Consider the following 21,814-nt stretch of genomic DNA (forward strand, 5'->3'; position numbering starts at 1 on the left):
TATAGTTATATCTAGGAGTAAAAATCTATTTCAATTCTATCGCATAGAGCGTACCATCTGTACTGGTAGCGTATACCGTGCTTTCCGCAATGACCGGTGTAGCTACAAATGGTCCCAGCTTAAATAATTTCTCCATTACTGCCAGTGCAGTACTGTATTTATCTGTTGCAGCACCAGCGGCTATTTTCATAAAGTTGATGTTGCCGGCACTATCTAATACTTGTGCTCCATTTTCAATTCTGCCAGGGGTTTCAAAAACGGCCGTCTGTTGCCAATTAGGCGTATTGACAAGGAATAACCTGCCGGTAAAATCGCCATAGCAAAGGGTATTACCATATACTGCCGGCGCTCCGAAAATATACCCGCCTCCTTTTACTTGTTTGCGTAATTCGCCATTACTGGCGTTAAGATCCATCATCAGGTAACTATCAGAGGTACCCACATAGACATGGTTTCCTTCTACTACCGCGGAACCTACTACCCAAGCCTTGCCGGGCTCCAGGTATTGCCATTGACGTTGTCCTGTCATTATATCCATTGCATAGAGACGGGCATCCCGAGTGCCGATGTAAACCGTATTCCCTACTACCACTGGTGTAGACTGAATACCTTCCAGTACATGATCCTTTGGATCTGCATTGGTTTTAAACTTCCAAATGAGTTTCCCACTGGCAGCATCCAACGCATATACGTAAGTATCCCAACTACCTACCAGGACTATATTATTGCTATAGGTAACACCTCCATGGATAGGGCCATTGGTTTTGTATTTCCATACCGGTTGCCCGTTTTCTCGATTAACGGCGTAAATGCAGCTATCGCTACTTCCAAAATATACATGTTGTGCATCTGTGGCGGGAGAGGAGAGAAAGAGGTCGTATTGGTCTTCCATATACATCGATGCCGGTGTCATGGACCAATATCCCTTGCTTCCGATTCTACGTTCGCCACCCGTCTGGAATTGCCATTGCAGCTTGCCACTGTTGGCATTGACAGCATAATAATGACCATCATAACTACCAAAATAAACAGTGGTATCTGTTACCAGCGGATGCGTGGCAATACCTGCACCTGCTTTGAATTTCCAGTTCAATCGGCCATTGGAGCGCTGTAAAGAATAGAGATGCCCGTCCATACTGGCAGTGAGGATAGATTGCCGGAAGAGGGCAGGAGTAGTGAAGATCTTATCCTGTGTGCGATAAGTCCATTTCACCTTTCCAAAATTTCGAAATTGGGCATGTGCCTGTTGCAGCAACAGGCATGACAGTACGAGTATTTTGAGTTTCATAAGGCGGAAAAATTTGGGCTACATTAAGGTAGTAAAAATTTTTCCGAACTCCCAATGCCGCCCCAAAACGAGTCGGATCCAGCATCGAGCGTTATCTTGATTAAGAAATTACCGCTTTTGCCGCCATCATCTCCGCTCCAATATTTAACAGCTCCAATTTAGCATTCCTGCATCCCGTCTCCAGTATTTTTGGAAATGCTTGCAGTGTCCTAAATAACAGTTCAACGGCTGTTTCATCATATGCGCTGTCCTGGAAATAGGGCTTGTCATTGGCAATGTATTCGCTGAATAATGCTATTTGGTCAGGGAGTAACACTTGTTGATAAGCTACTTCTTTCAGCATACTTGATAACTGTGCTTTAAAATCTTGCTCTGGTTCTTTTACGCCTACCATCCATTGCTCAATTTCTGTAATCTGCCGATGATCCGTCATGAATTTAATGGCCTTCACTAATCTAGTATAGCATTTTTCTCGTGCTTCTACTCGTTTCGAGGTATCCGTATAAATACCATATAGCTTTTCCCATCGAGTAGGATCAAGCTGATGAAAGTATGAATATATAGCGGCATCATTGGCTTTCAGGATAGCGTATTGATGAGCGATGTTATCTTCTATTTTTTTGATAAGCGGATAGATGTCGTCCATGGTGTATTTTACCCCATCATAGTCGAATGTTTTGATTTGATGATTCACCACGGTGAGTTGATGTAACAATTCCTGATCATTCGTGAGAAGGGTAATGGAGTAGGCTGTCTGCACCATCTCATCACCAAAAAGTACTGCTGGCGTTTTGGTGGCGATCGTCTCCTCGTCTTGCGTCAACAGAGAGGGATCCCATCTATCGTAATAACCATTGAAGATCGCTGGTGGCTGGTATAAAGGATATTCCTGCTGATAGGCTGCTTTAAAAGCGGCCACTTCTTCTAATACTGGCGTAGCTGGAAAAGTAATATCACGGTAAATGCGTGCCGTCAGCTCTTTTTGCCGCTGTTCCGCATTTGAAAAGATGACATTTCCTGGAATGGGTTGACCAGCTTCTTTTTGCTTATTTAACTGATGAAGCGCGGCAATGCGTTCTTCTGTCGTGGGATGTGAAGCCCATTGGTCTTTAATGACTAGTTTAGATTTGTTGTAACGATCGTAATATGCTTCGGTCACTACTGGTAATCCTGCTTCGAAGGTCAGTCCCCGGTTGGTGGCAAGGTATTCCATCATCCAATGATGCTGCTGATAGATATTGGCGGGTATAATCGATTGTTGATAACGGTCGTCATAAAAATTCATCACAGTGGCAAGTGACTGATCCGATAAGTCCATCCGCAGCAGGGAGGATATCGAGGGGGCAGTCCCAGCTACATTTGCAGCAACGGCATCTGCATGAAATTCCATTTCCCTCGACAATCCCATATAGTTAAGATTCACTATGCTATAGATTTGTTGTAGTATCCACTGGATACCCTGTACAATCCCTATTGCGATATACATGAATAGGGCTATAAAGCGACTGGCATTGGCGACGTTGCCTACTTCCTCCTTATAGGCGCCATTTTCATACACCATATTGTAGATGACCTGGTTTACATAATAAACATAACTCCCCAGCTTCATTGACCGTTGAGAGAAGTGACCAAATTCATGGGCAAGGATGGCTTTCAATTCTTGCTTGGTGACGCTGTTCACCAGGCCCATGCCTATTTGTAGGTTTTTCTGGACAGGAAGAAACATACTCCAGAAACTGGAATCATAGAATACACCGGCGTTTACATCCACCGACAAATAAATCTTCTTTGGAAAATCTGTCTGCACTTCCTGCACAATCTCTCGTATGAGTGCAAACAGTTGCGGTTCTTCTTCCTCCGTAATTTCCGTTAAATGGGAGCGGTCTACAGTATGCCGAGCGAAAATGACCTTCAATAGAAAGTAAGTAATCATACCCCCCATGAAACCCAAGCCGATGGCGGTACCAACAGTAACGGCGGAGATGCTGAGCGTTAATATCATATAACCTGCCCAGACGCATATCACCGTGAGTCCAAGCGACAATACAAATAACAGTAGGTAAGTAAAAATAAAAAGTGCAATACTCAACACTGCTTTCACCACCAATTGGCGAAACTTAGGGGAAACAGGGACAGTATCAGACATCATAGGTTAGGATTTAATCCACCCAAAATAATATTTTCCCATGAAACATTATTATATAGCCTTGATGATCTGTAGTAAAATCGAGGCAGAGACGGCACATGGCCTTATCATGTATCCGTGTCTGCCTAAATAATCATCGTTGTTGGCGATAACTCATTACCGTCAAACCTGCGCCCACCAATACAATAATCGCTCCTATCCATGGCGTCGCGTTTAATCCCAACGTAGGCGTGGCTACTACCGCGCCACCTACATAGGAGCCAATGGCCACCCCCAGATTAAATGCGGAAATATTCAATGAAGAAGAGATGTCTTCTGTGCCAGGTAAGTATTTGCTGGCCAATTGCACAATGTACAGTTGCAATCCTGGTACGGTGGCAAAAGACATTCCACCCATTAATAGTAAGGTAACTACTGCGGCTATACGATAATGCGCCGTAAAGGTGAATATGAGCAATATAATAGCCTGATAGAGGAATAACTGGATTAACACTTTCGCCGGATTACGATTACTGATTTTACCACCAATTACATTTCCCAACGCAATGGCTACACCATACAACAACAAGAGGATGCCGACAGATCCAGCCTGAAAACCAGTTACTTTCTCCAGCAGCGTGGCCAGATACGTGAATACTACGAAGGTGCCGCCATATCCCAATCCTGTAATCGCCAATACCAGCAGTATATGTTTGTTTCTAAGTACTTGCAGTTGGTCTTTCAATTGCAAAGGAGCTTCCTGCTTTAAATTCGTAGGGAGCAATACGGCTGTGGCTATGAGCCCAATTACCCCTAATACCGCCACACCGCCAAATGTGGCCCTCCAGCCCCAATGCTGCCCTATATAAGTACCCAGCGGCACTCCTACAATAATGGCTACCGTCAGCCCTGCAAACATAATTGCAATGGCGGTAGCTTTTTTATCGGGAGACACGAGCGTGGCTGCTATGGTAGCCCCCACACCGAAAAATACTGCATGGGCAAATCCGGATATAAACCTGGCCGTCAATAATAGGCTGAAATTCGGCGCCATAGCAGATGCTATATGACCCAATATAAACAATCCCATCAGCGACACTAATAACGGCTTGCGAGGAATTTTTGTAGTCAAGGCAGTCAAAAATGGGCCGCCGATGGCTACTCCCAGTGCATACATGCTCACCAACAACCCGGAAGTAGATACCGGTACCCGCAAACTCTCGGCAATCGTTGGCAATATGCCCACCGCCACAAATTCTGTAGTGCCAATCGCAAAGGCACTGATGGTCAATGCCCACAGCGCTCCAGGGATGCCGCTGGAAACCTTCTTTACCTGGGGTTCATCTATCGTTAATATCTGTTCCATGATGCTTTTCGTTTTTGCTGACGCAAAGCTATTTTAGGTTGTTGGATTATCATAATTAGATAAATTGTACATTTGTATCAGAAAAATGATAGGATATGTTATTGAATTTTGAATGGTTCCGTACTTTCAAAACCATCTATGAAACCGGTTCCCTCACCGCAACGGCGCAAGCCCTCTATGTTTCGCAGCCAGGGGTTAGTTTACACCTCAATTCCCTGGAGTCTTATGTAGGATATAAACTGTTTGACCGTACCGCTCGCAAAATGGTACCCACGGAAAGAGCAAAAGTCCTGTATAACTATATACTGGAAGCGGTTAACCGACTAGAAGATGCGGAAGTCTATTTTCATAAAACATCCGTGGCCAACAAGGCCAATATCTGTCTCGGTATGTGCCTGGAAACGTTCCAGTTTACGTTGGAACAGTATATTTCTACGCTACCTTTTAACATCAACATAAAATTTGGGGAATACCCAGATATGCAGCACGACCTAGACAACGGCGTGCTGGACCTCATTATCACGCCGCAGAAAGGGAGTCAGACAAACCTGGAATACACGCCCTTCTCCAAAGAGAGGATCGTGCTAGTGGCAGGAGGGAAGCAGGATACGAAGGAACTCAAAGCCCTCATTAAAGCGGGCAACATGCAGGATATTGAAAACTGGCTGAAAGAACAAATCTGGTACACGACGGCGGCAGATATGGAAATCATGCGCAAATTCTGGCACCAGAATTTTAATAAGCACCCGGATTTTCGCCCGAATTATATCGTGCCTAATAAATGCTCCATTGTACGCTGTTTGAGCGATGGGAAAGGATTTGCAGTCATCCCTGATTTTCTTTGTCGCCAAGAGCTGGATGCTGGAAAACTAAAACTGGCATGGAATGGCAAAAAGGTAATGGAAAATACCCTCTACTTCGGTAAGCGCAAGAAAACAATGTACGCCAAAGAAATCGGTATGATTGAAGCCATTTTCATGGAACAGGCTACTACCTTTTCCAATGCGGATGCCGAACCAGCCCTGGTATAATCAAATCTGGAAAGAGGGATGCGATTGCTGATAGCTCTTCAAGGCCTGCGTGGTGGTAGATCCATAATGCCTACCGATAGGAATGCTAATGCTATTGATTTCAATGGCATTGCTGTTGAACTTCTCAATCTTTGGAATAGATACGATGAAAGAGCGGTGAATCCTTACAAATGTAGACTCAGGCAGCTTTTCCTCCATCTCAGAAATGGAATGGTACGTTTTGTATACCTCCTTGCTGGTATTGATCAACAAGTAATTCTTCTGTGATTCAAAAAAGAGGATATCATCCAGGAAAATTTTCACCATCTTTTTATCACATTTGATAAAAATAAATGGAGGCTCTTTTTCTGGTTGTTCCTGTCGGGGGGCCGCTTCCATCAACTGTTTGTCTAGTTTGATGAAACGATGTATGGCTTTGAGGAACCTTTCAAAAGGAATAGGTTTCAACAGAAAATCTACTGCATCAAGGTCAAATCCATCTACAGCGTATTGTGCATGTGCTGTTGTGAAAATCACATTGGGCGCAGGTGTCAGCGAACGGATGAAATCTACGCCACTGATGCCTGGCAGATTGATATCAGTAAAGATGAGGTCTATCTTCTGCGTAGTCAGGCAACGCATGGCCTGCGTACCACTGGTGAACGTACCCGCCAAGTGCAACAACTCTACACGGCTGATATAGGTGGCCAGCAGATCGGCTGCCGGTTTCTCATCTTCAATGATAATACAGTTGATACTATGCGTCATGTGATTCCAGTTTCAATTTCAAATACACAAAATAACTATCCTCGTCTTGCGTGATTTTTAAGGTATGTTGTTCGCCGTAAATTAGGTTCAGTCGCCGCTTTACATTTTCCAATCCTACGCCACCGCTTCCACTCAACTGATGACCGCTGTAACCCTTGATGGCACTGTTTTCTATCTTCGCGGTCAGCCATTCTTGCTGTATAGAAATGGAAATGGTAATCCAGTTATCGCCATGCTCATTCGGCATGCAATGCTTAAAACAGTTTTCCACGAAAGCCATCAAGATAAAGGGTTCCAGGTATTTGTTGGCGGGTGGCCCATCGATATGAAAACTTATTTGCTGCCGGTGATCAAAGCGAGCTTTTTGTAGGGAGATATAATCTTCTAGGTACTGAATTTCCTTCTCCAAGGGGATGAGCCGCGTGTTGATCTCATAGATGGAAAACCGTAACAGGGAAGACATCCGGGAGATAATCTCGGCAGACTCCGGAGAGGTGAATACGGTTTTCGCATAAAGCGTATTCAGTACATTAAAAATAAAATGAGGATGGAATTGATTGCGCAATATCACCAGTTCGGCCTGTGTTTTCTCTTCTGCCATCCGCATAGATCGATGTTGCTCTGTCATCCAGTTATAAAATAACTTCACGGAAAAAGGAATCGTCACCACAAACTGCAACTTGATGACGCTATAGATATACGGTGAAATACTGAGTAGGGGCTCTTTTTTCCAATGCGTTAAAAAATACTCCAATATAAAAGTATTGTCAATCCACCTTTGAATAACGGCAAATATTAATATTAACGGAACATAAATCAGGATGAATAACCAGACTTTCTTTTTAAAGAGAACCTGCTCTACCAGTACTTCTAGAACAATCGTGACGAAGAGTACGCGCATAGGTAAACTGATTAACTCGGATGCAAATGCATTCCGGTAATCATGGTACGGACCTGCCTGAATAAACCCGAAAAGTAGTACATAAAAGACCCAATAGATGGCATATACACTCTTCTTCCCCCATCTCGACCGCGGAATATCTATCATAAGTGGCTGCAAAATTCCCGGTCAAGCTAAAGAATATTCCCTAAACAACCATTTTTTTATACGAACGACGTCGTTTCTTATACTAAATACTGAAAATATGTCCGCCGAATTTTATGTAACGACAATAGGGTTGTCAGTATAAGTCGTGCTAAGGATGACGCAGGTTTACATAAATTGCCGCTTTGAATTTTTGTGTTCCACATTATGATGATGAAGAAGAAGCTGATCGTCGGACTATACTTGTTATGCTCTGCATATGCCACCTATGCCGCGTCTCCAGAAATCTACCCGGTAAACTGGTGGACAGGGATGAAGACTAACAAACTGCAATTACTCCTGAAAAATACGGATGCTGATTTCAGCAAAGGCCAGTTAACAGTCAACTATCCAGGTGTAAACCTCCTGGGAGTGCACTCTTTCGAGAATGGTAAATACCTAGCAGCAGATATTGAAATCACTGCGGCCGCAAATCCTGGTAATGTAGATTTTATTTATACTAAGAATGGTAAAAAATCACATATATCTTGGCCGCTGAAAGCCAGGAAAGGTATACCTGGGAAGGACTTCGCCCAAGGCGTTTCTCCTGCTGATATGATTTACCTGCTGATGCCAGACCGTTTCAGTAATGGAGATTCCACCAACGATCGCGTGAAAGGTATGCGGGATCAATCCCTCAACCGCGCCGATTACTACGCCCGCCATGGCGGCGATTTCAAAGGTATCATCCAGCACCTGGATTACCTGGAGCAACTAGGTGTAACCTCCCTCTGGATGACGCCTGTGATGGAAAACGATATGCCTTCCCGTACAGAGCACGGCTACGCAATCACCAATCACTATAAAATAGATGCCCGCTACGGTGGCAACTCCGCTTACCGCGAATTATCGGATGCATTGCATCAACGGGGTATGAAACTGGTACAGGACGCAGTATACAACCATACCGGTACCTGGCACTTTATAGTTCAAGACCTGCCATCAAAAGATTGGTTAAACCAATGGCCTACCTTCACTGGCACCAGCGCCAGAGAACAAGCACTGTTCGATCCACACGCGTCTGCCATCGATAAAAAACTGATGACAGACGGCTGGTTTGTGAAAGAAATGCCAGACTGGAACCAGCGTAATCCTTATGTAGCCAACTTTATTATAGAGAATGCGATCTGGTATGTAGAAGAATTTGGGGTAGACGCGATTCGGGTGGATACGTACATGTACAATGATCTGCAATTTGGGAACGACTGTAATGCCGCACTGCTCAACGAATACCCGCAATTGAGCATATTCGGCGAAGTGCTGGTACAGAATACGCCTAACCAGGTATACTTCGTCAAAAACAATATCAATGCTGCTTTCAAAAGCAATCTACCCGGACTCGTAGATTTCCAATGCCTTTTCAATGGCATCGTACCCGCACTGACACAGGACCTGGGCTGGAATACCGGCGTGATACAATTGTATAATGTACTCAGCTACGATTATCTCTACCAGGACCCAACCAAAAATGTACTGTTGCTGGATAATCACGACCTGAATCGATTTTTCTCTATCGTAAAAGAAGATGTAGCCAAACAGAAAATCGCCTATACCTGGCTGCTGACTTCTAGAGGAATTCCTCAGTTGTACTACGGATCGGAAGTATTGATGAAAGGCGAAACCAAACCGGATGGATTGGTCCGACTCGACTTCCCCGGCGGCTGGAAAGATGACGCCCGCAGTGCCTTCACAGGACAAGGCATGACTCCTAACGAAATGGAAATGCAAGCGCTTGTGAAGAAACTAGGTACATATCGTAAAAATTCTGTTGCATTGAAATTCGGAAAGTTAATGCAATTTGCGCCCCGCGAAGGCGTATACATTTATTTCCGCTATACCGACCACCAAACAGTCATGTGTGTAATGAATACCGCGAAGGAAGCAAGAAAAGTAGATCTGACCCACTTCAGCGAACGCACCGATGGATTCTCGGCTGCTACCAATATCATCACCGGCACTACAATCAAACTGGATGGCAGTATAGATATACCCGCCATGCAGGAAATGGTTTTTGAATTGAGCAAATAGTAGATATAAATGCCACTTGTTATTACTGATTCACTTGTTTTATTGATTCACTTGTTATGATTGATTCTTTTTATCACCCAAATTCTCACAACGTTATGAAAAAGTTCTACAATCGGCTTTTCGTGCCTGTATTGTTGCTGCTACTGTGCGCATTCACCGCACAGGCGCAGGCGCAGGTCAGCGGAAAAGTAACCGATGCCGCCACCGGTGAATCCCTGCCGGGCGTGAGTATCCAAATCAAGGGTACCAATCGCGGAACACAAACGAACGGTCAGGGCCAATATACTATTGGAGGGACCACCCCGACCACCATCCTCGTTTTTTCCTTCTTAGGTAAAAAGCCTTTAGAAATGACAGTAGGAGGGCAGACCACCATCGACGTAAAACTCTCTGATGATAAACACGACCTGCAAGAAGCGGTGGTAATCGGCTACGGTACGCAGAAAAAGAAAGATGTGACGGGAAGTATCTCCACGATTACTACCAAAGATTTTCAGAAAGGAAGTATACAAACTCCTGAACAACTGATCTTGGGTAAAGTAGCTGGCGTCTCCATAACATCCAACAGCGGACAACCAGGCGCAGGTAGTACTATTCGCATCCGTGGCGGTTCTTCACTGAATGCCAGCAATGATCCTCTCTACGTAGTAGATGGCGTTCCTTTCAGCGGAGGCGGTATCAATGGCGCTCCAAATCCAATGGTACTAATGAACCCTAATGATATTGAAAGTCTGACCATCATGAAAGATGCGGCTGCAACCGCAATCTATGGCTCCAGAGCATCAAACGGCGTTATCCTGATTACAACTAAGAAAGGTACTTCCGGCAGAGCGAAAATCAATTTCAATACTAGTTTCGCCGTAGGTAAAATCAGTAAGAAAATTGATGTGCTCTCTGCAGATGAGTTCCGCAAATATGTAGACTCTCTCGGTACACCGGCACAAAAAGCCTTGATGGGCAACGCTAGCACCGATTGGCAGAAAGAAATCTATCGTACTGGTATCACCAGTGATAATAACCTTAGCATCAGTGGTGCGGTAAAAAATATACCATACCGCGTGTCTGCCAACTTCATGAACCAGTCTGGCGTATTGATCACCGATAACCTGAAACGCTCTTTCGTGAGTGTAAACCTGAACCCGCAGTTCTTTGATAAACACCTGAAAGTGAATATCAGTGCGAAAGGAGCCATCACCAACGCACATTACGCGAACCAACAGGCGATCATCAACGCAGTACAATTCGATCCTACCCAACCGGTACATGATTCCAGCAGTCCTTTCGGCGGATATTTTGAATGGTATACGAAAGATGCCACTGGTAATGTTACCCTCAATCCGAATGCGCCGAGAAACCCGGTTTCCCTCATTCGCATGCAGGACAACAACTCGGAAGTGAAACGTAGCTATGGTAATATCGAACTGGATTATAAATTCCATTTCTTGCCAGAACTGCGCGCCAATCTGAACCTGGGTTATGATGTATCCCGTGGTAGCGGCACTACTTTTGTTCCAGCAAACGCAGGACAGGCTTATACTACAGGCGGTCAGAACAACCACTTCCTCCAGAAGATCAATAACAAAGTGGGTGAGTTCTACCTTAACTATAACAAAACTTTCCCTGGTATCAAATCTAACATCAACGCATTGGCAGGTTATGGCTACTATGATAATGCCACTACCAACTACAACTATGCTAGCTTTAATGCTAAAGGGGATACTATCGTAGGAAGCGCTCCGAAATTTCCTTTCGACATTCCTAGAAATACGCTCATCTCTTACTATGGCCGTCTGATCTATACCTTCGACGATAAATATATTGTACAAGGTTCCCTGCGTACAGATGGTTCTTCCCGTTTTGCGAAGGAAAATCGCTGGGGCGTTTTCCCATCTGCGGCAGTTACCTGGAGAATCAATCGGGAAGACTTCCTGAAAGATTCCAAAACACTGAACGACCTGAAACTGCGTCTGAGCTATGGTGTTACCGGTAACCAAGATGGTATCGCGAACTATTCTTACATGGCTATCTATTCTACCAGCTCCAACGCTAGTATGTACCAATTTGGCAACAACTGGTATAATATGCAGGCGCCTGCTGCTTATGATAAAAACATCAAATGGGAGCAAACAGCCACCTGGAATGGCGGCCTTGATTTCGCCGTACTTCAGGATCGCCTGAGAGGTAGCGTGGACGTGTATTACAAGAAAACTAAAAACCTGCTGAATACCGTACCTATTCCTATCGGTTCCAACTTCAGCAACCAAATCCTCACCAACGTTGGTAACATCGAGAATAAAGGTGTGGAGCTGAACATCGGTGCTACGCCTATCCAGAAAGGTAAACTGACCTGGGATGTGAATTTTAACCTGACCTATAATAATAACAAGATCACCAACCTCACTGCTGTAACGGATTCCAGCTTCGTTGGAAACCTGACAGGCGGTATCACTGGAGGTACGGGTCAGTCGATCCAGATTCACTCTGTAGGCTACAATACCTTTGCTTTCTATGTTTACAAACAGGTATATGACAAAAACGGTAAACCACTGGAAGGGGTATACGAAGATCTGAACGGTGATAAGACCATCAACCAGAAAGACATGTATCGCTATAAATCTCCAGCGCCTAAAGTATTCTTGGGCTTCAGCACACAGGTATCCTATGATCGCTGGACACTGAGCACTTCGCTCCGTGCTAGTCTGGGTAACTACATGTACAACAACGTGGCGTCCAACTTCGGGGTGAGAAGAAGTATCCTGAACCCACTTGGTCTCCTCAATAACAGTACTACGGATATCTACAATACCAATTTCTACAACAACCAATACCAGTCCGATTACTACGTGCAGAATGCTTCTTTCCTGCGTATGGACAACCTGGGCCTGGGTTATGATATGGGTGTACTGTTCAAACATACAGGTCATCTGCGTCTGAGCGCGAATGTGCAGAACGTATTTGTCATTACTAAATACAAAGGACTGGATCCAGAAGTAAACGGCGGTATTGACTATAACTTATATCCAAGATCCAGAACATTTGTACTGGGAGCGAACCTGGAGTTTTAATATAAAAATTTAGCAAGATGAAAAAGAACTTTCTCAAAATATGTGTCTTCGTGGCTGTTGCTGGATTAAGCTCCTGTACAAAGGACCTGGACAGAATGCCTACGAATGCGACCACTTCTGAAGTGGCCTACAAAACGCTGGATGGTTACAAACAAGTACTGGCAAAAGTATATGGTAGTTTTGCCTTGCCTGGAAACAATGGTACTGGGTCTTCTGACCTGGCTGGTATTGACCCAGGTCAGGCGGATTTCCTCCGTCTTTTCTGGAATGCCCAGGAGCTGCCAACAGAAGAAGCAGCCTGCGTATGGAACGACCCCGGTATTCCTGATTTTCACAACATGAACTGGACCAGCAATAACGTATTGCTGGCGGCATTATACAACCGTAGTCTTTTCCATGTTACCATCGCCAATGAATTCCTCCGTGAATCCACCGATGATAAAATTTCCTCTCGTGGATTTTCCGGGAAAGATGCAGATAATATCCGCACTTTCCGTGCGGAAGCCCGCTTCCTGCGTGCTTTTGAGTACTGGGTGCTGATGGATTTATTTGCGAATCCACCATTTGTAACAGAAAATGACCCGATCGGAAAATACATTCCACCACAAACCACTCGCACTGCATTGTTCAAATATGTAGAAAGTGAATTGCTGGCCATTGAGCCACTGGTGGTGAAAGCGAGAAATAATGAATATGCTCGTGTAGACCAGGCGGCAGTTTGGGCCCTCCTCGCGCGACTCTACCTCAACGCAGAAGTATACTTGGGTAAAGGCAATGGAAAATATACCGAAGCAATCACTTATTCGTCTAAGGTGATCAATGCAGGATATGCCTTGAAATCAGACTACAAAGGCTTGTTCCTGGCGGATAATGACGTTAATAATCCGGAAATCATTCTGCCAATTGTTTATGATGGTGTTAAAACCCAGAATTATGGCGGTACCAGCTTTATTATCAACGCGGCTATTAATGGCGATATGAACCCGGCTTCATTCGGTATGCCAGGCGGTGGTTGGGGTGGTAACAGAAGTACCAAGGCCCTGCCAGAACTCTTTGCAGACCACAGTGGTGCCACCGATAAACGCGCCATGTTCTACGGTACCAAAGAGGATATCGATGACCCAGCGCAGTTTACAGACGGTCTTCGTGTAACTAAATACAGAAACGTAACTGCTGCCGGTGTAACGCCGCCGGCTCCTGGTGGCGCTTTCAGCTCCGTTGACTTCCCGTTATTCCGACTGGCAGAACAATACCTGATTTATGCAGAAGCTGTGAAACGCGGTGGTAGCGGGGGCGATGAGAATACAGCAATAGGCTATCTGAACGCCTTACTGGAACGCGCCTACGGAAATAAATCTGCTGATATTACAGGTTATAATCTGGATTATATCCTGGCGGAGAGAGGTCGTGAATTGTATTGGGAGGCCTTCCGTCGTTCAGACCTGATCCGTTTCGAGAAATTCACTGGAGGTGCTTATGTATGGCCTTGGAAAGGTGGGGTAAAAGAGGGTAGAGGAGTGGAGTCTTTCCGAACTATCTATCCAATTCCAGCCACGGACCTGACTGCGAATCCATCGCTCAAACAGAATACCGGTTATTAATCACACAAATTCCCAGAAATGAAAACAGCTTTTTCTAAATATATTATTGCCGGTCTGTTTGCTGCGGCACTCTGGTCCTGCAAAAAAGACGAGGTAAGAACGATTGCCGGTACGGGTACTTCTCCATTATTGGCCAGCAACGTGGATACCGCCATTTTACAGAAAGACCATGCCAATGATACATTGGTTAAATTTCAATGGAACGAATCAGATTTCGGTTTCCGTGGAGTGGTGAAATACAGTCTCCAGTTTGCAAAGAAAGGAACCAACTTCGCTGTAGTGAAGAATGTTTCGGCAGACGGTATGACAAAATCCTTCTCTGTAGCCGATCTGAATACCATTGCCAACGGTCTGGAAATGGACAATGGCGTACTGGGTGGAATGGAAGTGCGTGTGAAAGCAACTATCAGCGATAATTATCCAGCAGCCTACTCCAATGTAAAGGTGCTGGTAGTTTCCTCTTACCTGGACCTGGTGGATTATCCTTCCATGTGGACGCCAGGCGATTACCAAGGCTGGAATCCCGCTACATCTGCCAAATTGGCCTCTCTTAAATCGGATAAGGTTTATGAAGGGTATGCATCTTTCACCGGTGCTACCACCAATTTCAAATTTACCTCCGAAGCCAGTTGGAGTGGTACCAACTACGGCGGTACTAGCGTCAACAATGCGGGTATCCTGTCTACCACAGGAGATAATCTCCAAGTAACAGGCGCCGGTTATTACTTCCTGAACCTGGATCTGAGTACCAATAAATGGTCCGCTACCCGCACTACCTGGTCTATGATCGGCGATGCAGTAGGAGGATGGAGCAATGATGCCGAGCTTACGTTTGACGCCACCAAAAATGTCTGGACGGCTACGGTAAATATGAGCGCTGGCGCATTTAAGTTCCGTGCCAATCATGCTTATGACATTAATTATGGTGATAATAAGCCCTCTGATCCCTTCTTAAACCGGGATGGCGCCAATATCGTGATCACTGATCCAGGCACTTACGATGTAACATTAAATCTCAGCAATGCAGGTAACTATTCTTACGCATTGAAGAAAAAATAAGGAAATCCTTCCAGGCTGTCGCCCCTTAAACCGGGATGACGGCAAAATCAAAACGAGGAAATCCTTCCTTCCTGTCGCCTCCTAAACCAGGATGACAGAAATATCAAACGAGGAATTCACTCCTTCCTGTCGCCTCCTAAACCAGGATGACAGAAATATCAAACGAGGAATTCACTCCTGCCTGTTGCCTCCTAAACCAGGATGACAGAAATATCAAACGAGGAATTCACTCCTGCCTGTTGCCTCCTAAACCGGGATGACAGTAATATCAAATGAGGAATTCATTCCTGTCTGTTGCCCCGGCCCATCGGGCCGGGGCAACGAAAAAAATAAAAAACGAGGAGTGACGGCGCAGCCGTCACTCCTCGTTTTTTATCAAAATCAACAAGCCGCAGGCAAGTTAACATGTCACGATATCATTTTTTCGTTATTTTCACAAAATCGTAAATATTTCAAGAGACCCGGCCCCTCCCGCCGAAATGCCTCTGAAATAGCCCTACTGTATTGGCTATGAAGGAAATAGCCTCGTTTTTATAGCCTCATTTCCGGCCCTGGAAAACCCGAAACTTTTCATTTTCTTTTTCCACATGTAACAATCTGAGAACCAAAATTGTAATTTAGCGGGATGGTTGTGTCATGAAACGGACGACGTATAGGCATAATTGATATTAAAAAATTTCGGCAAATGGATTCCAGCAGCGGACAACCGGAGAAACCAGTCGTGTCCAGGGGGCTTGATAATTTCTTCCTAGACTTATACAGCATTTTCCAGTTTATCAAGCGCTTTTTTAAGGAAGCGCTACGCCCTCCCTTGGAGGTAAAAGAATTTATCAGGCAGTGTTACATGGTGGGATACAAATCCCTGGCCCTGATTACAATGACCGGCTTTATTACTGGTCTGGTATTTACAAAACAATCTCGCCCCTCCCTATCTGAATTCGGGGCTACTTCTTGGCTTCCTTCCCTGATTGCTATAGCAGTGGTACGTGCCTTGGCACCCCTTGTTACTTCGCTGATCTGCGCGGGTAAAGTGGGCTCCAGTATTGGTGCCGAGCTAGCGTCTATGAAGGTTACTGAACAGATAGATGCCATGGAAGTATCTGCCATCAATCCCTTTAAATACCTAGTGGTAACCCGGGTGATGGCCACCACCGTTTGTATCCCTATCCTGGTATGTTATACAGGATTGGTAGCCATGCTGGGCTCCTTCCTGGATATTTACATGAATGAGCATACTAGCTTCACTACCTTCTTCCAGAATGCATTTAAGAATATTACTTTTCTGGATTTCGGTACCACTACCATGAAGGGTATTATATATGGCTTTACAATTGGTATTGTAGGCTGTTACCAGGGTTGGAGAGCTTCCCAGGGCACACAGGGCGTGGGTAAGGCTGCAAACGTATCGGTTGTAGCATCTATGTTCCTAATCTTCCTGGAGGAAGTAGTTATTGTACAGGTGGCAAACTCTTTCAGATAGTAGCATGAAGAATTTTAAACCAAATATCGACTGGCAGGATAAAGTGATCAAAGTGCATGATCTCTTTAAATCCTTTGGCAGCAATCATGTACTACGGGGTATTAGTCTGGATGTACATAAAGGAGAAAATATCGTTGTCCTGGGCCGTTCTGGTACCGGGAAATCCGTATTGATCAAAATAATGGTAGGGCTCTTATCGCCGGACTCCGGTGGGGTCAATGTACTGGGGCAAGAAGTAGCTACCCTTTCCAATCTTGAACTGAGGGAACTGCGCCTGAAAGTAGGGTTCTGCTTTCAGAACGGTGCATTATACGATAGTATGACGGTAGGCGAAAACCTGGAGTTTCCCCTCAAACGTAATACGCCGGGCATCACCCGTGCAGAAGTAAAACGAATGGTGGAAACCGTACTGGACGCAGTAGGACTTTCGAAAACGGTGAACCAGATGCCATCAGAACTCTCCGGAGGTCAGCGTAAACGTATCGGTATTGCCCGTACACTGATCCTCAGACCCGATATCATGCTGTATGATGAACCTACAGCGGGATTGGACCCTATCACCTGTACTGAAATCAATAACCTGATCAACGAAGTACAACACAGATTTAATACCACTTCCATCATCATTACCCACGATCTTGCCTGCGCTAAAGCTGTCGGTGATACCATCGTGGTAATGAAAGAAGGTAGATTCATCAAACGCGGACCTTTCAATGAAGTATTCCAGTCCGATGATGAATTGATCCGGGAGTTTTATGACTATAATTTTATTCAGTAATTTATGAAAGATACAAGTAACAGAAGGGCTGTCATCGTAGGTATATTCATCCTCATTGGTGTGGTCATTTTTATTGCAGCCATCCTCACTCTCGGCGGACAAAAGAAAACTTTTGTGTCGGCTGTACGAGTGAAGGCGGTATTTAAAGATGTGAACGGCCTCTCAGAAGGGAACAATGTTTGGTATTCCGGCGTAAAGGTGGGTACAGTGAAAAAAATCGAATTCCTCAAGCATGATGAAATCCTCGTTCAATTCAACGTGGAAAAAAGTGCTGCCAAATATATCCATAAAGATGTAGAAGTAAGAGTAAGCTCCGATGGATTTGTAGGTAATAAAATTGTTGCCCTCTCCGGCGGCTCCGATAAAATGCCTGGCATCGAAGATGGCGATCAATTGCAAGTAGCCAATACCGTTAGTACAGACGATATCATGAATACCCTCCAGGTAAACAATAAAAGCCTGGTGGAAATCACTGGCAACCTGAAAGTAATTACCAAACGCATTGCAGACGGTCAAGGTACAGTGGGTAAACTCCTCTCCGACGAAACTTTATACAACGACCTGCAAGGTACCCTCGCTTCTTTACAGAAATCTGCTGGCAATACCCAACGCCTGACAGAAGGCCTGGCTTCCTATGCAGCCAAATTGCAGACTCCTGGCTCATTGTCGAATAACCTGGTTTCTGATACCATGGTATTCTCACAACTGCGCAGCACTATGAAGCAACTCAATGACGTATCAGTAAACGCCAATAAAATGGTAGAAGACCTGAAAGCTACCACTTCGGGCCTGGGCCATCAGTTGGGCAGCAATAATTCTCCTGCTGGCGTATTGCTGAACGATAAACAAAGTGCAGAAGCGCTGAAATCCACACTGCTCAACTTGCAGAGCTCTACCTCTAAACTGGATGAGAACATGGAGGCGCTGAAACATAACTTCTTACTGAGAGGCTATTTCCGCAGACAGGATAAAGCTGCTAAGAAAGAAGCTGCTCAAAAAGCAAAAGATTCTACTAAAGCTACTGCAAATCCGCAATAAGCCGCTGATGATGGTCGGCAGCAGTTATTTAAGTATTTTTGCTGTCTGATTTAAGAGCAAGTATGAATATCAGTATCAATAAATACATCAGTGACTCGGGCTTTTGCAGCCGCAGAGAGGCCGATAAACTCATCGACCAAGCACGGGTCACCATCAATGATAATATCGCTTCCAAAGGCGATCGCGTCCAGGAAGGCGATGTGGTAGAAGTAGACGGGGAGCCGCTCAAAAAGAAGAAGGCTACCGTCTACATCGCCCTGAACAAACCCAAAGGAATCACCTGCACCACAGATAGAAAAGATAAAACCAATATCGTCGACTATCTCAATTATTCCTCCCGCGTTTTTCCCATCGGTAGACTGGATAAACTCTCAGAAGGCCTTATCTTCCTCACCAACGACGGTGATATCGTTAATAAAATTCTTCGTGCCGGTAATCAGCATGAGAAAGAATATATCGTTACCGTAGATAAACCTATTACCCTGGAATTTGTCAAAGCTATGCGTAGCGGTGTCCGCATCCTCGGTACTACTACGCTGCCAGCCTTTGTGAAACAGGAAGGAACCAACCGATTCAGGATTATCCTGACCCAAGGCCTCAATCGCCAGATTCGCCGCATGTGCGAAGAACTGGGATATCATGTTACCTCCCTCAAAAGAACCCGTATCATGAATATCAGTCTGAAAGACCTGGCCCCAGGCAAATGGCGTTACTTTACCAAAGATGAAATCAACACGATCAGCAATATGGTGGCCAATAGCAGCAAAACGCAGCATGGCGACGATAATGCTGGTATGGATGAATAATAGTTCGTGCTATGGACCTCACATTTGATTCAACATATCAGGCAGCAGTGAAAGTAGCTGGCCCCGTAGCCAACCACTTTCAGGAACATATGACAAACGCCGCGCAAAGCGGAGAAGATGACCTGGCTACTGCGCCTTCTGCTAAAATAATTGAGCGTATCATCGATATCGCTTTCTGGGCTAGCTTGCGCAGAGAGGAAGGCAATGCTACCCGTATTTCCCTCGCGTTTTTGTCGCCAGCCCAGGCTGGAAAGCCTTTGCTATTTGCTACTCCCATTCCGCTTACACCGAATGCCCTCACCAAACTGGCGCCAGGCGTGGAACGTGCGGGTATACATATCGGTATCTGGTATGAAGGGAATGACCTCTACATCTGGGGCACTACTATCAAATTGCCCAATCTCTGCTTTGTATTGGACGTCGCGGAACCCGGACTCCTGGTGGTGAAACACCGCCGACTCATGGGTGTCGGTAAGTTCAATAATGTGGCCGTGCTGAAAGGAGATCAGATCAAAATTGTGGATGAAGGCTGCAGTATGAAAAGAGATGCACCGGAAATCCTCAGTTCTTTGCTGGGATATAAATCTTCGCCAGTCTGGAATAATCCTACGAATGTATTGATCCAGATTGCCGTGTCTATGCGGGCGCACCGTAGGGGAGGTATCCTGCTGGTAACGCCTTCGGGCTCCGATGAATGGCGGGACTCCATCATTCATCCCCTGCAATATCCCATATCGCCGGCTTTTTCCGGTGTTGCGGACCTGGTAAAACACGATGATAGTACCGTTAGCGAAATATTCTGGCAGAATGCCTTACGCAGGGAAGTTGATAATATCAGCGGCCTTACGGCAGTGGATGGAGCCACTATCATCAACGACCGACAAGAACTATTGGCTTTCGGAGCAAAAATTGCCCGTTCCTTCAACTCTACGGCGGTGGAACAGGTGGCTATGCTGGAACCCGTACAGGACCTGCGCCCACAGGTGGTACATGCGTCTGCACTCGGTGGTACCAGGCATATTTCGGCGGCACAATTTGTACATGACCAGCGCAATTGCCTGGCACTGGTGGCTTCCCAGGATGGATATTTTACCATCTTTTCCTGGTCTCCATCCCAGCAACTAGTACAAGGCCATCGTATAGATATTCTCCTGATGTAATTTCGTTTAGGGCTGCACGTTATATGCCCGAATTTTCAGACAGGAAGGCGCGGTAATATGTTCCAGCTTTCCTGTCTGCTGTAAAGCCCCTGACTTCGCATTCCTTTTGAAGATGACAATATCATCACTCATCTGATGGGCTACCAATAAGTAATTGCCCGTAGGATCTATCACAAAATTTCTGGGATGATTGCCGCCACTAGGTGTAATACTGCGCTTTGTCAATCGGCCGCTACGAGCATCTATGGCATAGCATACAATTATATTTTCATTGCCTCTGGTGCTGGTGTATAAATAACGACCGTCTGGAGAGAGGTGTATGTCTGCACCATCGTAGCCTTCCTCGTCTTTGATGAAATGTGCCGCAATAGTTTGCATACTATCTAGTCTCCCATTTCTGTAACGATAGGCTACCACATTGCCACTAATCTCTTCCATACAATAGCCAAACTTTCCATTGGGATGAAATGCAAAATGTCGCGGGCCACTATTGGGCATAGTAACTGTAAATGGTACAGGGGCCGACTGTAGCGGTTTTTCGCCGGAAGCAAGTTGATACCACCAAATCTTATCTGCACCTAAATCAGGGGCATAGAGGTATTTTTCATCCGGACTAAACCCCACGGAATGTACATGCGATTGGTTTTGGCGAGGGCCAACACTTTTCGCTGTTATCTGAATGGTTTGTTCAGGTAATCCAATGCTGCCATCGGGCAGGAGAGGATGTATAGAGAGACTGCCAGCCGTATAGTTGGCATTCGCCAACCATTTATTGGCGCTGTCGGTGATCACATATACGGGGTTTTCTCCGCCGCTGGACTGGCAATTCAGGAAACGCAGGGTGCCGTGTAGACTGTCGAATGCATAACTACTCACCGTACCTCCGCCAGGAATACGTGACTCCGTAGCAGCATACAAAAACTGCCCGCGGGCGGATAAATTCAAATAAGAAGGATTGACCACCTCCGTTACAGCAGAAATTTTCTTGGTGGCGCCAGTAGATGGGTTGAAAGTGTACACATAAATACCTTCCTGGCCTTTGGTTTTATTATAAGAGCCCACAAAAAGGTAATACTGTTGTGCAGTTGCTGGTAAGTATGCCAGGCATAACAGCAATGTAAAAACGCGGATAAAATAGTGGAATCGGTGCATAGCGCA

At 45.3% G+C, this 21,814-nt stretch carries 16 protein-coding genes; 10 read left to right on the plus strand and 6 right to left on the minus strand.

The window, feature by feature from the left end; all coding sequences use genetic code 11:
* Positions 1-25 precede the first annotated feature (25 nt).
* From JO154_RS10680 to JO154_RS10690, 3 genes are all read right to left on the minus strand, one after another.
* The gene (locus JO154_RS10680) at positions 26-1,288 is read right to left on the minus strand and encodes a PQQ-binding-like beta-propeller repeat protein (RefSeq protein ID WP_291944957.1); all 1,263 of its coding nucleotides are present in this window, start codon (positions 1,286-1,288) and stop codon (positions 26-28) included.
* A gap of 100 nt (positions 1,289-1,388) precedes the next feature.
* Complete coding sequence (locus JO154_RS10685; RefSeq protein ID WP_291944960.1) at positions 1,389-3,437, minus strand: M48 family metalloprotease; 2,049 nt, start codon at positions 3,435-3,437, stop codon at positions 1,389-1,391.
* A gap of 130 nt (positions 3,438-3,567) precedes the next feature.
* On the minus strand, positions 3,568-4,725 hold the full coding sequence (locus tag JO154_RS10690; RefSeq protein WP_366935583.1) for an MFS transporter: 1,158 nt from the start codon (positions 4,723-4,725) through the stop codon (positions 3,568-3,570).
* Between the two features lie 149 nt (positions 4,726-4,874).
* Here JO154_RS10690 and JO154_RS10695 point away from each other — a divergent pair, with 149 nt between their 5' ends.
* Positions 4,875-5,810, plus strand: coding sequence for a LysR family transcriptional regulator (locus tag JO154_RS10695; RefSeq protein WP_291944965.1), 936 nt, complete (start codon positions 4,875-4,877; stop codon positions 5,808-5,810).
* Here JO154_RS10695 and JO154_RS10700 read toward each other — a convergent pair whose 3' ends face one another.
* A complete protein-coding gene (locus JO154_RS10700; protein WP_291944968.1) occupies positions 5,811-6,557 on the minus strand; it encodes a LytTR family DNA-binding domain-containing protein in 747 nt (248 codons plus the stop codon).
* A complete protein-coding gene (locus tag JO154_RS10705) occupies positions 6,547-7,605 on the minus strand; it encodes a histidine kinase (protein ID WP_291944971.1) in 1,059 nt (352 codons plus the stop codon). Before JO154_RS10705 ends, JO154_RS10700 begins: the two co-directional genes overlap by 11 nt.
* 210 nt (positions 7,606-7,815) lie before the next feature.
* On the opposite strand from JO154_RS10705, the gene JO154_RS10710 reads away from it, so the two are divergent.
* From JO154_RS10710 to JO154_RS10750, 9 genes are all read left to right on the plus strand, one after another.
* Complete coding sequence (locus tag JO154_RS10710; protein ID WP_291944994.1) at positions 7,816-9,669, plus strand: alpha-amylase family glycosyl hydrolase; 1,854 nt, start codon at positions 7,816-7,818, stop codon at positions 9,667-9,669.
* A 95-nt stretch (positions 9,670-9,764) separates the two neighbouring features.
* Positions 9,765-12,734: a TonB-dependent receptor gene (locus JO154_RS10715; protein ID WP_291944997.1), complete on the plus strand. Its 2,970-nt coding sequence runs from the start codon at positions 9,765-9,767 to the stop codon at positions 12,732-12,734.
* Between the two features lie 17 nt (positions 12,735-12,751).
* Positions 12,752-14,335 (plus strand): RagB/SusD family nutrient uptake outer membrane protein, encoded by a 1,584-nt coding sequence (locus JO154_RS10720; RefSeq protein WP_291945000.1) that lies wholly within the window; start codon positions 12,752-12,754, stop codon positions 14,333-14,335.
* 18 nt (positions 14,336-14,353) lie between these two features.
* A complete protein-coding gene (locus tag JO154_RS10725; protein WP_291945003.1) occupies positions 14,354-15,394 on the plus strand; it encodes a SusE domain-containing protein in 1,041 nt (346 codons plus the stop codon).
* A 685-nt stretch (positions 15,395-16,079) separates the two neighbouring features.
* Complete coding sequence (locus tag JO154_RS10730; protein ID WP_291945006.1) at positions 16,080-16,874, plus strand: ABC transporter permease; 795 nt, start codon at positions 16,080-16,082, stop codon at positions 16,872-16,874.
* Between the two features lie 4 nt (positions 16,875-16,878).
* Positions 16,879-17,652, plus strand: coding sequence for an ATP-binding cassette domain-containing protein (locus JO154_RS10735; protein ID WP_291945009.1), 774 nt, complete (start codon positions 16,879-16,881; stop codon positions 17,650-17,652).
* A gap of 3 nt (positions 17,653-17,655) precedes the next feature.
* On the plus strand, positions 17,656-18,690 hold the full coding sequence (locus JO154_RS10740) for an MlaD family protein (RefSeq protein WP_291945012.1): 1,035 nt from the start codon (positions 17,656-17,658) through the stop codon (positions 18,688-18,690).
* A 62-nt stretch (positions 18,691-18,752) separates the two neighbouring features.
* The gene (gene rluF / locus JO154_RS10745) at positions 18,753-19,496 is read left to right on the plus strand and encodes a 23S rRNA pseudouridine(2604) synthase RluF (RefSeq protein WP_291945015.1); all 744 of its coding nucleotides are present in this window, start codon (positions 18,753-18,755) and stop codon (positions 19,494-19,496) included.
* 11 nt (positions 19,497-19,507) lie between these two features.
* Positions 19,508-20,656 (plus strand): putative sensor domain DACNV-containing protein, encoded by a 1,149-nt coding sequence (locus tag JO154_RS10750; protein ID WP_291945017.1) that lies wholly within the window; start codon positions 19,508-19,510, stop codon positions 20,654-20,656.
* A 6-nt stretch (positions 20,657-20,662) separates the two neighbouring features.
* Here the strand turns inward: JO154_RS10750 and JO154_RS10755 are convergent, their stop codons facing one another.
* Positions 20,663-21,808 carry a lactonase family protein gene (locus tag JO154_RS10755; RefSeq protein WP_291945020.1) on the minus strand — a complete coding sequence of 382 codons (1,146 nt, stop codon included), beginning with the start codon at positions 21,806-21,808 and terminating at the stop codon, positions 20,663-20,665.
* Positions 21,809-21,814: the final 6 nt, after the last annotated feature.

The organism is Chitinophaga sp. (genome assembly GCF_019236475.1).
GTDB lineage: Bacteria > Bacteroidota > Bacteroidia > Chitinophagales > Chitinophagaceae > Chitinophaga.

Excerpts from the sequence above, each read along its gene's own strand:
- JO154_RS10680 (WP_291944957.1), bottom strand. The coding sequence starts at position 1,288 with ATGAAACTCAAAATACTCGTACTGTCATGCCTGTTGCTGCAACAGGCA.
- rluF (WP_291945015.1), top strand. The coding sequence starts at position 18,753 with ATGAATATCAGTATCAATAAATACATCAGTGACTCGGGCTTTTGCAGC.
- JO154_RS10715 (WP_291944997.1), top strand. The coding sequence starts at position 9,765 with ATGAAAAAGTTCTACAATCGGCTTTTCGTGCCTGTATTGTTGCTGCTA.
- JO154_RS10695 (WP_291944965.1), top strand. The coding sequence starts at position 4,875 with ATGTTATTGAATTTTGAATGGTTCCGTACTTTCAAAACCATCTATGAA.
- JO154_RS10735 (WP_291945009.1), top strand. The coding sequence starts at position 16,879 with ATGAAGAATTTTAAACCAAATATCGACTGGCAGGATAAAGTGATCAAA.
- JO154_RS10725 (WP_291945003.1), top strand. The coding sequence starts at position 14,354 with ATGAAAACAGCTTTTTCTAAATATATTATTGCCGGTCTGTTTGCTGCG.
- JO154_RS10685 (WP_291944960.1), bottom strand. The coding sequence starts at position 3,437 with ATGATGTCTGATACTGTCCCTGTTTCCCCTAAGTTTCGCCAATTGGTG.
- JO154_RS10750 (WP_291945017.1), top strand. The coding sequence starts at position 19,508 with ATGGACCTCACATTTGATTCAACATATCAGGCAGCAGTGAAAGTAGCT.
- JO154_RS10710 (WP_291944994.1), top strand. The coding sequence starts at position 7,816 with ATGAAGAAGAAGCTGATCGTCGGACTATACTTGTTATGCTCTGCATAT.
- JO154_RS10740 (WP_291945012.1), top strand. The coding sequence starts at position 17,656 with ATGAAAGATACAAGTAACAGAAGGGCTGTCATCGTAGGTATATTCATC.
- JO154_RS10730 (WP_291945006.1), top strand. The coding sequence starts at position 16,080 with ATGGATTCCAGCAGCGGACAACCGGAGAAACCAGTCGTGTCCAGGGGG.
- JO154_RS10755 (WP_291945020.1), bottom strand. The coding sequence starts at position 21,808 with ATGCACCGATTCCACTATTTTATCCGCGTTTTTACATTGCTGTTATGC.
- JO154_RS10700 (WP_291944968.1), bottom strand. The coding sequence starts at position 6,557 with ATGACGCATAGTATCAACTGTATTATCATTGAAGATGAGAAACCGGCA.
- JO154_RS10720 (WP_291945000.1), top strand. The coding sequence starts at position 12,752 with ATGAAAAAGAACTTTCTCAAAATATGTGTCTTCGTGGCTGTTGCTGGA.
- JO154_RS10705 (WP_291944971.1), bottom strand. The coding sequence starts at position 7,605 with ATGATAGATATTCCGCGGTCGAGATGGGGGAAGAAGAGTGTATATGCC.